The organism is Iodidimonas muriae (assembly GCF_014647255.1).
Taxonomy (GTDB): Bacteria; Pseudomonadota; Alphaproteobacteria; order Sphingomonadales; family Rhodothalassiaceae; genus Iodidimonas; species Iodidimonas muriae.
Genome location: NZ_BMOV01000017.1, coordinates 1 through 15656, shown reverse-complemented (window position 1 = coordinate 15656; position 15656 = coordinate 1). Strand labels below are relative to the sequence as shown.

13 protein-coding genes are annotated in these 15656 nt (G+C 52.9%); 10 read left to right on the top strand and 3 right to left on the bottom strand.

The window, feature by feature from the left end:
- Window positions 1-84: 84 nt before the first annotated feature.
- Complete coding sequence (locus IEX96_RS13850) at window positions 85-1134, bottom strand: DNA-binding protein (protein WP_150006378.1); 1050 nt, start codon at window positions 1132-1134, stop codon at window positions 85-87.
- Between the two features lie 205 nt (window positions 1135-1339).
- Here IEX96_RS13850 and IEX96_RS13845 point away from each other — a divergent pair, with 205 nt between their 5' ends.
- Window positions 1340-2362, top strand: a complete 1023-nt coding sequence (locus tag IEX96_RS13845) for a site-specific integrase (RefSeq protein ID WP_150006379.1) — start codon at window positions 1340-1342, stop codon at window positions 2360-2362.
- A 71-nt stretch (window positions 2363-2433) separates the two neighbouring features.
- Here IEX96_RS13845 and IEX96_RS13840 read toward each other — a convergent pair whose 3' ends face one another.
- Entirely contained in the window at window positions 2434-4209 is a 1776-nt protein-coding gene (locus IEX96_RS13840) for an SLC13 family permease (RefSeq protein ID WP_188874150.1), read from the bottom strand.
- A gap of 53 nt (window positions 4210-4262) precedes the next feature.
- Window positions 4263-5828 carry a sigma-54 interaction domain-containing protein gene (locus IEX96_RS13835; RefSeq protein ID WP_229773763.1) on the bottom strand — a complete coding sequence of 522 codons (1566 nt, stop codon included), beginning with the start codon at window positions 5826-5828 and terminating at the stop codon, window positions 4263-4265.
- Window positions 5829-6029: 201 nt separating this feature from the next.
- Between IEX96_RS13835 and IEX96_RS13830 the strand changes: the two genes are divergently transcribed.
- From IEX96_RS13830 to IEX96_RS13790, 9 genes are all read left to right on the top strand, one after another.
- The gene (locus IEX96_RS13830; protein ID WP_150006380.1) at window positions 6030-6236 is read left to right on the top strand and encodes a YezD family protein; all 207 of its coding nucleotides are present in this window, start codon (window positions 6030-6032) and stop codon (window positions 6234-6236) included.
- Window positions 6237-6293: 57 nt separating this feature from the next.
- Window positions 6294-7586: an OprO/OprP family phosphate-selective porin gene (locus tag IEX96_RS13825; RefSeq protein ID WP_150006381.1), complete on the top strand. Its 1293-nt coding sequence runs from the start codon at window positions 6294-6296 to the stop codon at window positions 7584-7586.
- Window positions 7587-7627: 41 nt separating this feature from the next.
- Window positions 7628-8650 (top strand): sulfate ABC transporter substrate-binding protein, encoded by a 1023-nt coding sequence (locus IEX96_RS13820; protein WP_150006382.1) that lies wholly within the window; start codon window positions 7628-7630, stop codon window positions 8648-8650.
- A gap of 75 nt (window positions 8651-8725) precedes the next feature.
- Window positions 8726-8950, top strand: a complete 225-nt coding sequence (locus tag IEX96_RS13815) for a TOBE domain-containing protein (protein WP_150006383.1) — start codon at window positions 8726-8728, stop codon at window positions 8948-8950.
- Window positions 8951-8996: 46 nt separating this feature from the next.
- Window positions 8997-9650 (top strand): RBBP9/YdeN family alpha/beta hydrolase, encoded by a 654-nt coding sequence (locus tag IEX96_RS13810; protein ID WP_150006384.1) that lies wholly within the window; start codon window positions 8997-8999, stop codon window positions 9648-9650.
- A gap of 58 nt (window positions 9651-9708) precedes the next feature.
- Window positions 9709-10578 (top strand): sulfate ABC transporter permease subunit CysT, encoded by an 870-nt coding sequence (gene cysT, locus IEX96_RS13805; RefSeq protein WP_188874148.1) that lies wholly within the window; start codon window positions 9709-9711, stop codon window positions 10576-10578.
- Window positions 10575-11441 (top strand): sulfate ABC transporter permease subunit CysW, encoded by an 867-nt coding sequence (gene cysW / locus IEX96_RS13800; protein ID WP_150006385.1) that lies wholly within the window; start codon window positions 10575-10577, stop codon window positions 11439-11441. Before cysT ends, cysW begins: the two co-directional genes overlap by 4 nt.
- A 22-nt stretch (window positions 11442-11463) precedes the next feature.
- The gene (locus IEX96_RS13795) at window positions 11464-12579 is read left to right on the top strand and encodes a sulfate/molybdate ABC transporter ATP-binding protein (RefSeq protein WP_150006386.1); all 1116 of its coding nucleotides are present in this window, start codon (window positions 11464-11466) and stop codon (window positions 12577-12579) included.
- A gap of 108 nt (window positions 12580-12687) precedes the next feature.
- A partial coding sequence (locus IEX96_RS13790) for a Tn3 family transposase (protein WP_188874146.1) occupies window positions 12688-15656 on the top strand: 2969 nt, incomplete at its 3' end.

Genomic DNA, 15656 nt, shown 5'->3' with positions numbered 1-15656 from the left:
AATGCAGCATTTGAATTACACAGAGTTACGCATCGTTTGCATAATTTTGCGAGCGATAGGCAACGGACTCGCAAAATATTGAGATCAAATCGAAGCTTGTAGCTGTTTGAACTGCCCCTGAATAATTGCCTTCTCTTGAAGAATTTCCTTGTTTTCGTCAGTCAAGAGCGCAACTTTATCCTGGATCATTTGCAGCTCGGTTTTGGTGGCCGCCAGTGCTTGAGATAACACCGCCACTTGCTTATCCATATCAGCTTTTTGCGTGGTGAGCTCTGCCATATTGTCCGCCAATAGTTCATTCTTATGCTGGAAATCCCGATACTTTTTCAAGGCCTCATCAAGCTCATGTTTCAAGCTCTGGATATCCGCTAACCTTTTGTTCAGGTTGACGTTTAACGCCGCATTAGCCTGTTTTAATTCTTCGGCATTGCGATGTAACTGCGTATTCGTTTCAAGCAGACCAGCCGCTCTTGACTCAGCCTTGGCGAACCGGTGTTGCAGATCCTGAATTTGATCTTTCAATCCCTGGTTCACAGCACGGAACTGTTCGCGCTCCTGTTGACGGTCATCGGCAGTGCGCTGCTGGTAATGCTCGAAGTGATCCCGGATGTCCCGGTTTTCCTGCTTGAGTTCATTGATGCTACCCTTCAGGTCGTTGGTTCGTTCAAGCGCTTCATCCCGCTGGGATTCGACCTTTACCAAGCTGATACGAGCATCCTCCAGGGACTTGCCTAGTAGGCTTTTTTCCTCGGTAATCCGTGCTATCTGATCGTCGAGATCTTGTTGCCTGGCAGTAAGTTGAGCGATGGTGTTGTTGGCATCAGTCAGCTCTTTCCGGAGCTCTTCATTTAACGCCTCGAATTCTTGCCGGCTCTCATCAATGCGGTGCTCTGCCATCTGATGCACACGTTCGTGTAAGGCCTTTACCACTTCTACCAGATCACTCGGCAGCCCGCTAACATCCGCATCATCTCCATTATCGGAGCGCCAACGTTTGAGCAGCGGCGCGATCGTGCTTTTACTGCCAGTGCCTAGGCGCTCACGAACTCGATCCACTGTAGGCTCTTGGTGCTGGCTTCTAATGGCTTCGGCAGCTTTGGCAACATCATGGTAAGTAACACCAGCGCGGGCCATGGCAGATTCCTCTCAGATTATTCAATACCGTATTACGTATAACGTAATATAACATTATATTACTTCTTTTAAAATTCTATTAAGTTACTTATACTAACCAACGATAATAATGTTTATCGTTGGTTATATGGTATTGATGTTAATACTGCGGTTGTACCATCGTTACATAGCTGCCATCTGAGAGATTTTGCGAGGAATTCGATTCATGACTAGCAATCAGCCTGATCAGACCACCGACTTGTCATTACGTAATGATGAATCAAGCCAAGTGGTTCGTCAGGAGGCCGAGTCATTGCGGCACTATCTCCAGGCTGCCACTTCGGATAACACGCGCAAAGCCTATCGTTCTGCCATTCGGCAGTTCGAAAAATGGGGTGGACGGCTGCCTACAGATCGTGACTCCGTTGTTCGCTATCTATTAGCTAAGGCCAAGTCTCTCAATTCCAGAACGCTGGATCTCCATTTGACCGCTATCAGCCAATGGCATCACTACCAAGGCATACAAGATCCCGCGCGCGACCCCTTGGTGCGCAAAACGATGGATGGCATTCGCCGCACCCATGGCCAACCCAAGCGAAAAGCCAAGGCACTGCGTCTGGAGCATATTGCACAAATGGTGAATCACCTGCGGAAACTTCCGGACAGTAAAAAGAAGCACCGGGATATAGCATTACTGTTAACCGGCTTTTTTGGAGCTTTTCGCCGCAGCGAACTGGTTGCCATCCAAATTGCTGATTTGGTTTGGGAGCCGGAAGGATTGATCATCCGCTTGCCGCGTTCGAAAACAGACCAGCATATGGAAGGATTGGCCCGGGCCTTGCCATATGGTGCGAAAGGCTGCTGCCCCGCCACAGCCATAAAAGGCTGGTTGCAAGCGGCAAATATTGACAGTGGCCCACTCTTTCGGCCCGTAAATCGCTGGGACTATATACAACCCAAATCTCTGAATCCAAGCGCGGTTAATGATTTGCTCAAACAGCTGGGGAATGCCTGTGAGTTCGAGTTTGTCCCTGAGCTCAGCAGTCACAGTTTAAGGCGTGGACTGTCCACTTCCGCAGCAAGAGAGCGCATAGATTTCGAAATGATTAAAAAACAAGGTGGCTGGAAAAGCGATGCCACCGTATGGGAATACATTGAGGAAGGCCAACAGTTTTCAAACAACGCTTCCCTTTCGCTAATGGAGAAGCTAGAAAAGATAATTGACGAAAAGAGTTCAGAGGCGATCTGATATTACCTCACTAAGTATGATCTAAAGGGCGCATGAAGCTGTTCTCTGGCGCACTCGTAGATAAAACTACGTCACTGAAATGGCCAAACCAGGGGTATCAACACAACCGTCACCACGGTGGACAAGACTGCCATCGGCACACCAATTTTCAGGTAATCGGTAAACCGGTACCCACCCGGGCCCATGACCATCAGATTGGTTTGGTAACCCAAGGGTGTTAAAAAGCTTGCGCTGGCGCCAAACATAATCGCGATGATAAAGGGCATAGGGCTAATGCCCAGCTGTTCAGCGACACCCGTTGCTATGGGAAACAACAGTACTGCTGCCGCGTTGTTGGTGATGACCTCGGTAAAAAAACTGGTGACGAGGTAAATGAGTAACAGTGCCAACCATGGACTCTCAATACCGCCGCTTAACAAGATTTTCACTATCCAGGCTGCTGCGCCACTCTCCTCCAACGCAGTTCCCAAAGCAAAAGCCGCACCGATAACCACCAGCACCGGCAAATTGACGCTGACATTCATACGTGCACGATTAACGGTTACGCAGCCGGTGGCCAACAGCAGACCCGCAGCCAACAGCGCCACCTCCAGCACCGACATGAACCCCAGAACATTAACCACCACCATCACAAGCAGAATCCCTGTTGCCAACGGTGCTTTGGAAAAGTTTGGTGGCGTGGAGTCCCGCAGCGGGCTGACCAGCATGAAATCCCTGCGATATTGATATTGCTCAACGAAGGTCTCACTGGTCTCCAACAGTAGGGTATCTCCCACTTTCAGAGTGATATCACCGACTTTGCCCGACAACCGATGTCCGCCACGGCTGACACTCAAAATGGCAGCTTGGTAGCGAGATCGAAATTCCGTTTGCTTTACTGTTTTATTGAGTCCAGGAAACTCCGCGCCCAGCACCACTTCAACCAGGCATCGTTGATGATGATTAAGTTGCAGTTTGTGAGTCCCGCCATGGGCAGGAACCAGGCCGTTGATACGTTGCAGCTCACGGGCACAGGCGGGAGCACCGATGAAAGCCAGCTGATCACCTTCCTGCAACTGCATATCCGGCCCCACGGCCGTGTAAAGTTTTGCACCACGCGTGATGTCCGTAAGATAACCATGCTGCAAATTACGTAACCCGGCATCCTGAATCGATTTATTGCTCAACGGGCTGCCTTTAGGGATCACCATTTCAACATGGTACTCACGGGCGTGCTCCAGTTGTTCGATCAGACCTTCACGCTCCGGCAACAACCGGCGACCAAAAAGCATTAAAAAAACTGAGCCGGCCACCAACAACGGCACGCCGACCCAGGCCAGATCGAAGATATGCAGTCCGGGAATACCACGGTCCTGCATCAGGCCGTCAACCACCAGGTTGGTACTGGTACCGATCAACGTACAGGTGCCACCTAAAATGGCCGCATAACTCAGCGGCAGCAGCAATTTTGACGGTGACATTTTCAGGCGCTGCGCCCATTCCTGCACCGCCGGAATCATGATGGCGACAACAGTAGTATTGTTGAGAAAGGCACTTAAAAAAGAAGTCGGCAGAATCAAACGCATCTGACTGGCCAACAGCGTTTTGGGCTGCCCCAGCAATTTGTGAGCAATCCAAAAAATGGCGCCAGTATCGCGCAGGGCCGCAGCCACTACATATAACACCGCCACGGTCATCATCCCCGCATTGGCAAAGCCCGCCAGCGCCTGCCTGGTGTCAATAACGCCACCAATTAATACCGCCACCATCGCCGCCATCATGGCGATCTCTGCAGGCACCCGATTGCTGGCCAAAGCCGAAAGCACACCGACTACCACTGCCAGGGTGAATAACATTTCCGCCGTCATAATCTTATTCTCTATCCATTTTTTTCTGAAACAAACCGCTCACTACACTCAACTCAACCCGGCCGGTACTTGGCGGGATCGATACGATACCGCCGTAGCTTTCCCCGTAAGGTGTTGGGGTTTAGCCCGAGTAGACTGGCAGCCCCCTGGGCGCCATCGACCCGCCCCCGGGTTCGGGTCAATGCACGCCTCAGGTGTGCAGCAATTACAACGTCCAAAGACTCAAGGTCGGCATTTCCACTACCCGCGCTATCCGAATCGCTATCCCGACTTTCTGGCCTCAACAATTGCACGCCCAGCGCGGTCTGGAGATCGAGATGCCGACCGTGACCGAGAATGACAGCGCGCTCCAGCACGGCACCCAGCTCGCGCACATTGCCTGGCCAGTCATACTCACGCAACCGATCAACGTCCGCTTTTTGCAACGGTGGTGTCGGTACGCCGAGCCGCTGCGCCGCACGCTCAATAAAATGCCGGGCCAGAGGTTCAATATCCTCAAGCCGCTCATGCAGCGCGGGGAGAATGATGGGAAACACCGCCAACCGATACCACAGATCCTCGCGGAACTCGCCATTCTGTACCATGCGCGGCAGATCCCGGTGCGTGGCGGCAATGACCCGCACATCCACCTGGATTGAATGTTCACTGCCTACCCGCTGCAGCATGCCATCCTGCAATACCCGCAGCAGCCGCACCTGTGCCGCCAGGGGCAGCTCGCCGATTTCATCGAGAAACAAGGTGCCCCCATCGGCACGCTCGAACCAGCCGCGACGAGTCGCCATCGCGCCGGTAAAACTGCCTTTCTCGTGGCCAAACAACTCGGAATCAATCAGCTCGGACGGCAAGGCGCCGCAATTGACCCGTATAAACGGAGCGTCGTGGCGCCGGGAGCGTTCATGAATGGCACGGGCAATCACTTCTTTACCTGAGCCGGTCTCGCCCAAAATCAGCGCACTGGCGTTCGTCGGCGCCACTTGCCCCACTCGCTGCATGACGGCCCGCAACCCGCCGTCGACTCCGATAATCGTTTCCGAAGACAGCGAGTTGCGACCAAGTCGAGTCAACAGCGTATCCCTGTCAGCTTCTGCTGCCGAGCGTAGCCGCTCAATCTCGCGCAGCCGGTGATCATTGTCGATCATCACACCCAGTGGCTGCATGAGTGCTTCTAACAGGGCCAGTTCGGCACTGGAAAAGACCGTCCGCCGAACCCGCAGAAACAGCAACCCACAGCCCCCGGTAGTCAGCACGAGCGGTGTGAAGTAATCGGCGTGATCGGCGTCCTTTTCCGCCAAAGTCGCCAACCAGTCGGGTGTTGCATCGGCACTCTCACCACTTACATTCTCACTCACACAGACCTTGCCTTCGGCCAACCAGGCACTGAGCGACTGTTGCAGTGCGGGCGACAGGTCGATCGACTGATGTAGCGCTTCCAGTTTCCCCGGTGATCGCCAGCGATAGATCAGATCAAGCCCGAACGGCTCCCGAGCAGCATCGTAGAGGCTGACCTCTACCAAGGGCAGTCGATCCTGCAGCAAACGGATAAACACCGGCAGTGTCGCCTCCAGCTCCGCATGACGACACGCTTCAGACCAAAGCGTGAGCAAACTATTTTCATCCATGGAGAAATCAAGAAGCCTCTTTATTTGATGTCTTCTCGTTAAATATAACTCATATTTCCGTCATATATAAATGTTTTTACAGTTATATATAAATAAATATAAATAATGTCTATATATTTCATTAGGTTACATTCACTAAAAAACCTGGTACAAAGCTTGTAATAGCTTCACTGCCACATAAACCGCAAGCAAGGGAAAACCATGAGCCGCCAAACGAACAATCCTGCCAACGACAGCACGCATACCCTGCGCCGCATTATCGATGCACTGGATGACCTGGAGTTTGGTGCCGTGGAAATCACCGTGCATCACGGTCGCATCGTACAGATCGAGCGACGTGAAAAAGTGCGTTTTGACAAGGAGCACCGCCCTAATGAAGAGGCTTCGGCATCAACCATCCGCGATTGACCGGATCACCGGAAAACGCTCTAAGCACAAAAAACAGGTCAACAGGATATTTCAACCATGAAAACACAATTCAATAGAGGGGTTTACCTCTTCCTTCTTCCAACGCTGGCCTCACCTCTGGCCGCGATCGCTGCAACCGATGTCAGCGCCAGGGATCTGGAGCAGCGCATCAGAATTCTGGAAGAGAAACTGGAAACGTCGAAGAAGGGGGGCGTAACCGCCTCCACCAATGGCCGTAGCCTGACCTTTAACGGGGATGACTTCAGCTTTCAGGTCGGCGGTCGCCTGCAATTGGATGCGGCAGCCTACGACGCCGAGCAGGACGGCAACGAGTTTGGTAATGGCACCCGCGTACGCCGACTCTTCCTGGATGTGCGCGGCAGCGTCTATGAACACTGGAATTATCGCTTTCAGTATGACTTCGCCCGGCCAGGTGGTTCAGATACCTCGGCCCGCGGCATTCGCGATGCCTGGATTCAATACACCGGTTTTTCGCCTGCCATCACTGTCGGTCAGTTCAAGGAGCCCTTTGGTCTTGAGCACCTGGCCAGTAGTCTGCACACCACGTTTATCGAGCGCGGTCTGACCAATGCGTTTACCCCGGATCGACGCATTGGTATCGGTCTCAGTGACAACGGACAGCACTGGACCTACGCCGTGGGTGCCTTCGGTGAGACCGCCGAGGGGGATGTTGCCAGCGAAGGTAACGAAGGCTGGGATATTACCGGTCGCGTGACCTATACCCCTGTCAACGGCGACGGCAAGGTCGTGCATCTGGGACTGGCCGGTCGCCAGCACACCCCGGAGGATTCCACGAATTCACTGCGCTTTCGCGAGCGACCGGAATCCAATGTCACCGATGTACGCCTGATCGATACCAGCACGCTGAATGACGTGGAGGATATTCAGTTTCTTGGTTTGGAAGCCGCTGCGGTGTTTGGCCCGCTCTCACTGCAGGGCGAACGGGTTGATACCCAGGTCAGCCGAGACAGCGGCGCCGATGATCTCGACCTCAGTGCCTGGTACGCCTACGCCAGCCTGTTTCTGACTGGCGAATCCCGCCCCTACAAGAACGGCGTTTTTGATCGCATCAAACCAAAATCCACTGTTGGCAAGGGCGGTATCGGTGCCTGGGAAGTGGCGCTGCGTTACAGCGAAGCCGACCTGACCGATGGCTCAGTCATTGGTGGCGAGGAAGAAAACCTCACCCTCGGCGTGAACTGGTATGCGACGCAGAACATCCGCTTCGCCGCCAACTACATCAAGGTACTGGAACTGGATCGACCCGGTAGTCAGTACGACGACGAAAAGCTCGACAGCGTTGTGCTGCGCGCGCAGATCGATTTTTAACTCCCTATCAAAAACCACTGGATTACTAAAGGAATCAGAACATGACTATCAAGACTAATGTGAAACAGGTGCTGCTGGCATCGTCACTGCTGGCCTTTGCCGCACTACACCAATCGGCCTTTGCCAAAGGGAATGAACTGCTCAATGTGTCTTATGACCCCACACGCGAGCTATACCAGGAATTCAATCCGGAATTCGCCAAATACTGGAAATTTAAAACTGGCGAGGATATCGGCATCAAACAATCCCATGGCGGAGCTGGCAAACAGGCACGGGCGGTCATTGATGGCCTGGCCGCCGATGTGGTGACACTGGCACTGGCCTACGACATCGATGCCATCGGGGAAAGAACCGGCAAGATTCCCAAAGACTGGCAATCAAGACTGCCCAACAACAGCGCTCCCTACACCTCGACCATTGTGTTGTTGGTGCGCAAAGGCAACCCAAAAAATATCCGTGACTGGGATGATCTGGCTCGCGATGGCGTGCAGGTGATTACCCCCAACCCCAAAACCTCAGGTGGTGCACGCTGGAATTATCTGGCTGCCTATGGCTATGCCAAGAATAAATTGGGCAGTGATAAGGCTGCTCAGGATTTTGTGGCGAAAATTTTCCGTAATGTGCCCGTACTCGATACCGGTGCCCGCGGTTCTACGACCACGTTCGTGCAGCGAGGTATTGGTGATGTGTTTATCTCCTGGGAAAACGAAGCCTTTCTTGCCGTCAACGAGTTGGGGCCAGACAAGTTTGAAATTGTTGTTCCTTCAGTGTCCATCAAGGCCGAACCTCCGGTAACGGTGGTGGACGGCAATGCCAAAAAGCATGGCACAGAAGCGATCGCCAAAGCCTATCTGGAATATCTCTACACACCCTTTGCGCAAAAGCTGGTCGCCAAACATTACTACCGCCCGTTTTTGCCTGAGTTTGCCGATGCCGAGGATCTGGCCCGCTTTCCGAAGCTGAAGTTGTTTACTGTGGACGAGGAATTCGGCGGCTGGCAAAACGCCCAGAAAACCCACTTCCTCGACGGTGGCGTATTCGACCAGATCTACACCCCACGCTAACGCAAACCATGACAACACCCAGCCGGGCAGGCGCCCGGCTGGCCCTGCAAATAAATCCCACAGGAGAACAACACCATGACAATCAAAGCCATCAATGCCCGCAATCAGTTTCAGGGCACAGTCAAACAGATAAAACGCGGCGATGTGGTCTCGGAAGTAGAAGTGGATATCGGCCAAGGTCTGATCACCTCCATCGTCTCCACCACATCGGTCGATGAACTTGGTCTGAAACCCGGCAGTGACGTCATCGCACTGTTTAAATCCACTGAAGTCGCGCTGGCCAGTTTTGCTCCGGCATAACACTGAATTTGCGTTTACCGCACAGAAACCAAGGAAAGACGTAGACATGACCACTAACGTATTGATCGTTCCAGGCTACCACGGCAGTGGTGAAGCCCACTGGCAGAGCTGGTTACAGGCGCGACTGCCACACGCCCGACGCGTGGATGGAATCGACTGGGAAACACCCGCACTGTTCGACTGGGCGCAGGCCATCATCCTCAACCTGGCCCGCAGCTCTGCCCCAACGATTCTCGTTGCCCACAGTTTCGGCTGCCTGGCCAGTGCACTGGCAATAGCACATCGGCCACAGAGTGTAGCTGGCGCCATTCTTGTTGCCCCTGCCGATCCTGAGAGATTCGGCGTGTCGGGAACCCGCGATCATTCCTATCCACAGGCAGACAGTATCGCCCGCTTCCTGCCGGAAAGACGCCTGGAAATCCGCGGCTTGATGGTGGGCAGTCGCAATGATCCCTGGATGAAATTGCCGCATGCCCATGCCTGGGCAACACGCTGGGGACTGTCTTTTCATGATGCTGGCGCTGTTGGCCATATCAATACCGACAGCGGCTTCGGCCCCTGGCCGTGGATTGAACAACTGACAGAAGCACTGGGCAACCGGATCATCCAGCAGCGTCCCGTAACGCATTGGCAACACCGGAGCTACCGCTATGACCTCATTAATAAACCGATTGGAGCACAGCGCCTTCTCTACGCCTGATGCCAAGCCCAACCGACACTAACGATCACAAACCACTAACAGGAGCCTATTGAATCTCATGCGATTAAAACCCAAATCCGCGCTACCCGGCTTCCACCTGGCGCTCGGATATACACTGATTTATCTCAGCCTGATTGTGCTGATCCCCCTGGCTGGGGTGTTTTTAAAAACCGCCGAATTGGGCTGGCAGGAGATCATCGATATCCTCCGCTCCGAACGCGTGCTGAGTGCACTGTCACTCTCTTTTGGCACGGCACTGATTGCCGCTGCGCTCAATGCCTTCTTCGGCACGCTGGTCGCCTGGGTGTTCGTGCGCTACGACTTCCCCGGCAAGCGCCTGTTTGACGCCATGATCGACCTGCCGTTTGCGTTGCCCACAGCCGTGGCCGGTATCGCGCTGACCGCGTTGTATGCCGGCAATGGCTGGGTGGGACAGTGGCTGGAGCCGCTCGGCATCAAGATTGCCTTTACCCCTGTTGGCATCATCATCGCGTTGCTGTTTATAGGTCTTCCCTTTGTGGTTCGCACGGTGGAACCCGTCATGCGCGATTTGGAAAAGGAGCTGGAAGAGGCCGCGGCGTCCCTTGGTGCCAGTCGCTGGCAAACCATTCGTCTGGTATTGCTGCCATCGCTGCTACCGTCGCTGTTAACCGGTTTTGCACTGGCTTTCGCCCGTGGCGTCGGTGAGTACGGATCAGTGATTTTTATCGCCGGCAATCTCCCCTATGTCTCAGAGATTGCGCCTCTGCTGATCGTGATTCGCCTGGAGGAGTTTGATTACGCCGGTGCTACCACTGTCGCTGCAGCCATGTTGGTACTCGCCTTTGTCATGCTGCTGGTTATCAACGGCCTGCAAGCCTGGAGCAACCGCCACAAAGTCCGTCACCAGGCACTGGCCCAACCCATCCAGGCAGGAGGTGCACTATGAGCAGCACAACCATACTAGCAGCACGGCACAGCGCCGTAACCGAAAGCAGTGGTGTACGTCGACTGCTGATCACCGCAGCGCTGTTGTTCCTACTCATGTTTCTGTTATTGCCGCTGATATCGGTCTTTTTTGAGGCGCTGCGCAACGGTGTGCATACCTATGTGGACGCCCTGACCGAGCCGGATGCTGTCGCCGCCATCAAACTCACGCTGTTAGCCTCGGGGATTGCCGTACCGCTGAACCTGGTGTTTGGTGTCGCCGCCGCCTGGGCAGTAGCCAAGTTCGAATTTCGCGGCAAAGCCTTGCTGGTCACACTGATTGATCTGCCATTCTCGGTATCACCCGTGGTCTCGGGACTGATCTATGTGCTGATGTTTGGGGCCAGTGGCTGGGCGGCCGGATGGATGGCAGACACCAACATTCAGATTATCTTCGCCCTCCCTGGCATTGTGCTGGCAACCATTTTTGTAACCTTTCCCTTTGTTGCCCGCGAACTGATTCCGCTAATGCAGGAACAGGGAACCGATGACGAACAGGCTGCCCTCTCTCTTGGCGCCAGCGGCTGGCAAACATTCTGGTACATCACGTTGCCCAACGTGCGCTGGGGCCTGCTGTACGGCGTGCTGCTGTGTAACGCCCGAGCGATGGGCGAATTCGGCGCGGTATCCGTGGTATCCGGGCATATCCGTGGCGAGACCAACACCATGCCTCTGCACGTCGAGATTCTCTACAACGAATACAACTTTGCTGCCGCCTTCGCCATGGCGTCGGTACTGGCATCACTGGCTTTGTTGACGCTGGGGCTGAAAACCCTACTCGAAGCGCGACACGGCGATAGCCTGGCAAAAGGTCAGAAACATTAAAAGAATTTTTGAGGACACTGAAATGAATATCACCTTGAAGAACATCAACAAACAATTCGGTCAGTTTCACGCACTCAGCAGCATTGACCTGCATGTCGAATCCGGAGAACTGATCGCCTTGCTGGGCCCTTCTGGTTCGGGCAAAACCACATTGCTGCGAATTATCGCTGGTCTGGAATTCGCTAACGGCGGCGCTGTCTATTTCGGCGGCGAGGATGTAGCCGCCACACCGCTGCGTAAACGTCAGATTGGCTTTGTGTTCCAACATTACGCGTTGTTTAAACACATGACGGTGCGCGACAACGTCAGTTTTGGTCTGCGTATTCGTAAGGGAGACGCCCGGCCATCAAAGTCGGACATCCGTCAGCGGGCTGATGAATTACTGGAGCTGGTGCAGTTGTCAGGCTTGGGAGACCGCTACCCCCACCAACTTTCCGGTGGTCAGCGCCAGCGCGTGGCATTGGCACGAGCCCTGGCTATTGAACCGAAAGTGTTGCTGCTGGATGAACCCTTTGGCGCCCTGGATGCCAAAGTGCGCAAAGAACTGCGGCATTGGCTACGGGAATTACACCAGAAAACCGGTGTTACGACACTGTTTGTGACACACGACCAAGAGGAAGCGCTAGAGCTGGCCGACCGTGTTGTGATCATGAGCGGCGGCAAGATCGCCCAGATTGGCAGTGTCGACGAAGTCTACGAACAACCGGCCTCACCGATGGTTTTCGACTTTCTCGGCAGCACCAATCGCATTCCGGTGGAGCGCCACGGCAACCACCTCGTCATTGGTACCGACAAGATTGCAATCTACGAAGGCGATCATACCGGCCATGGAACGGTGTATGTCAGACCAGGCGACCTTCGCGTAGCATCACCGGATGATGTCGGGCTTGACGCCATCGTTCGTAACGTGCAGCGCACGGGGCCCATTGTCCGGGCCACAGTGGCCATCAACTCCACAGGACAATTGGTTTACGTGGAAATGCCGCACCTGCATCATGACGTTCAGCACCTTCTTCCTCAACAATCTCTACGCCTGAGACTGATGCAATACAGTGTCTATGACGCTGAAAATACACCGGATGGTGAAGATGCTCCAGAACCCGTCCTCATTGGTAGAGAAAGGTTGAGGCTCGCCTAGGGCAAACACTCAATGTGAAAATCGGCGTGGATCAAAGTCTGCGCCAAATAAACATTGCTTCTACAGACTAACGAATTGACTAAAGAATAGCCTTAACGCGGTACCAAAATGAGTGCGATCCACCAAACTGCCTATCCGCGGCTGAAGTCATCTTATTCCGAGCGAGAGGTAGCGGAGATTTACACACCCACTCCAGATGAGCTGGAGTTTGTTTGTCAAAAGCGCCGGGATGCGGCAGCGCGCTTTGTTCTTCTTCTGCTACTGAAAACCTGTCAACGGCTTGGTTTCTTTATGCCACTTGCGGATATACCGCCTGAAATACGAGATCATATTGCCGGCTTCGTACCCAGGCTGCGCTACACCAAGCAGGCTTTGTCAGAGCTGGACAGATCGGGCAGCCGTCAACGCTCGCTCGCTGTGATACGCGATTACTTGCAGGTCAAACCGTTTGATGAAGCTGCGGGTAAACTGGTGAATCAAACTACGTTGCACGCCGCGGAAACCCGGCAACAACTCGCCGATATCATCAATGTTGCCATCGAAGAACTGATTCGTCAGCGTTACGAATTACCTGGCTACTCAACCTTGTTGCGTGTGGCTCGCAAAAGCCGACGCCAAGTCAATGACGGTTACTATCAACAGCTGGCAATGCCGCTCAGCAAGCAAACCCGCACGGATATTGCCGGGCTGCTGGCCCGTTCCGATAGCAAAGGCACAAGCGGTTGGAACGCACTAAAACAAGAATCGAAAAAGCCGACCAACAAACAAATCAGAGCGTATCTTGCCCATATGAAATGGCTGCAATCCTGGGTGAAGGAATTACCTGTGCTTGATGCGATTCCCGTTGCCAAACGACGGCAGTTTATGTACGAAGCTCGCGCTATTGACGCGGGCGATTTGAAAAAACTAAAACCCATCAAACGCTACGCCCTGGTGGTCATTCTGTTTCACGCGCAACTGCATCGCGCCACCGACGATGTGCTCGGTATTTTTGTGCGAAAAATGAAAAACCTGCATACGCTTGGCGAAGAGCGACTGCGTCAGTATCAGCTTGACCAGGTTCAACAGGCGGACAAGTTGATCATGCAATTTCGCGATGTGCTGGAAGCCTATCAGGAGGGTGAGGATGATGGCGATCGAATCAGAGGTATTGGCAACGCCTTGCAACAAAACCCTCAGGAGTTGCTGACGGCTTGCGAGGCTCATCTGGCGTACACAGGCAATAATTATTTTTCTTTTATGCTGCCGTCCTATCAGTCGCTGCGACCTTTGTTGTTCAACTGTTTGGAGTTGATCCAACTAAAGTCCACCACCAACGATCGCTCGATTGTCGATGCCATTCAGTTTATGTTGGCCAACCGCAACAGCCATAAGGAATACCTCGATATTACAGATAGTTCTGGAAAAAAAATAAAGTTGCATTGGATGCCGGAAAAATGGCGCAAGCTGGTGTTGGTGAAAACCACCACAGCCGACAAGTCCACAATAATGCATCGAAAATATTTCGAGTTATGCCTGTTAAGCCAGGTCGCGCAAGAATTGCGTTCAGCCGATTTGGTGGCCAATGAAAGCGAAGAGTACAGCGATTTCAACACCCAGCTCATAAGTTGGGATGCCTATGAGCAACAGGTCGGTCCGTACTGCGAAATGCTGGGTCTCCCAACAACAGCGGCAGAGATAACCCAGCACTTGCGACAAACACTGATCGATACCGCAATCAAGCTTGATGATTCTTATCCTGATAACGAATATCTGACGATTACACCTCAAGGACCGGTACTGCATCGGTATGACAAGCCACCCGCACCCAGTCAGCTTGCCAACATTGACGAGCTGCTGAAGCAACAGCTAGAAACTCGCAGCATTTTAGACGTACTCATTGAGGCCGAAGGCTGGTTGGATCTGCATAAAAAATTCGGTCCTATTTCTGGCTTTGAATCCAAAATAGACGATCCTCGGAAACGATTCCTTGCGACCTTATTTTGCTACGGATGTAATCTGGGGCCCAGCCAAACAGCTCAGTCGGTTAAAGAGTTGAGTCGAAAGCAAGTGGCTTGGCTAAACCCTCATCACATCACGGAAGAGCGTCTGGATAAGGCCATTTTTGAAGTGATTAATTTGTACAACCGCTTCCGTCTACCCAGTTATTGGGGTACAGGCAAACGCGCCTCAGCCGACGGCACAATGTGGAATCTGTACGAACAAAACCTCTTGTCCGAATACCATATTCGGTACGGTGGTTATGGCGGCATTGGCTACTATCATGTATCCGATACTTACATAGCTCTGTTCAGCCACTTCATTCCGTGCGGCGTATACGAAGCCGTATACATCCTCGATGGACTTATCAAAAACGAGTCGGACATTCAACCGGATACCATCCATGGCGATACGCAGGCGCAAAGTACACCGGTATTCGGCCTGGCTTATTTACTGGGTATCGACCTAATGCCCCGCATTAGGAACATCAAGGATCTCGTGTTCTATCGACCAGAAAAGGGCATGAAATTCGAACACATCAACAGTCTCTTCCGCGAAAATATCAGGTGGGACTTAATCGAAACCCACATGCCTGACATGTTGCGTGTAGCGCTCTCTATCAAAGAAGGACGTATTGCACCATCGACCATTCTTCGACGATTAGGGACCTACAGCCGAAAAAATCGGCTGTATTTTGCTTTCAGAGAACTTGGCAGGGTGGTTCGTACGATCTTTTTATTGAAATACATCGGCGATATTGAAATACAAAAAACCGTCCAGTCAGCCACCAATAAAAGTGAAGAATTCAATAGCTTTACCAAATGGCTGTTCTTTGGTGGCAACGGAATTATTGCGGAAAACGTGCGGCATGAACAAAGCAAAATCGTTAAGTACAACCAGCTCGTTGCCAATCTAGTTATTCTGCATAATGTCGATGCGATGACTCGCGTACTGAAGGATCTTCAATCAAACAATGTCGAAGTGACGAAGGAAGTTCTGGAAGGGCTGTCGCCATATCGTACAAGCCATATTAACCGATTTGGCGACTACACCCTGGACCTGACACCATCCAGTTATCAACCAGATTACAGTGTCGA

Excerpts from the sequence above, each read along its gene's own strand:
- IEX96_RS13850 (WP_150006378.1), bottom strand. The coding sequence starts at position 1,134 with ATGGCCCGCGCTGGTGTTACTTACCATGATGTTGCCAAAGCTGCCGAA.
- IEX96_RS13845 (WP_150006379.1), top strand. The coding sequence starts at position 1,340 with ATGACTAGCAATCAGCCTGATCAGACCACCGACTTGTCATTACGTAAT.
- IEX96_RS13840 (WP_188874150.1), bottom strand. The coding sequence starts at position 4,209 with ATGACGGCGGAAATGTTATTCACCCTGGCAGTGGTAGTCGGTGTGCTT.
- IEX96_RS13835 (WP_229773763.1), bottom strand. The coding sequence starts at position 5,828 with ATGGATGAAAATAGTTTGCTCACGCTTTGGTCTGAAGCGTGTCGTCAT.
- IEX96_RS13830 (WP_150006380.1), top strand. The coding sequence starts at position 6,030 with ATGAGCCGCCAAACGAACAATCCTGCCAACGACAGCACGCATACCCTG.
- IEX96_RS13825 (WP_150006381.1), top strand. The coding sequence starts at position 6,294 with ATGAAAACACAATTCAATAGAGGGGTTTACCTCTTCCTTCTTCCAACG.
- IEX96_RS13820 (WP_150006382.1), top strand. The coding sequence starts at position 7,628 with ATGACTATCAAGACTAATGTGAAACAGGTGCTGCTGGCATCGTCACTG.
- IEX96_RS13815 (WP_150006383.1), top strand. The coding sequence starts at position 8,726 with ATGACAATCAAAGCCATCAATGCCCGCAATCAGTTTCAGGGCACAGTC.
- IEX96_RS13810 (WP_150006384.1), top strand. The coding sequence starts at position 8,997 with ATGACCACTAACGTATTGATCGTTCCAGGCTACCACGGCAGTGGTGAA.
- cysT (WP_188874148.1), top strand. The coding sequence starts at position 9,709 with ATGCGATTAAAACCCAAATCCGCGCTACCCGGCTTCCACCTGGCGCTC.
- cysW (WP_150006385.1), top strand. The coding sequence starts at position 10,575 with ATGAGCAGCACAACCATACTAGCAGCACGGCACAGCGCCGTAACCGAA.
- IEX96_RS13795 (WP_150006386.1), top strand. The coding sequence starts at position 11,464 with ATGAATATCACCTTGAAGAACATCAACAAACAATTCGGTCAGTTTCAC.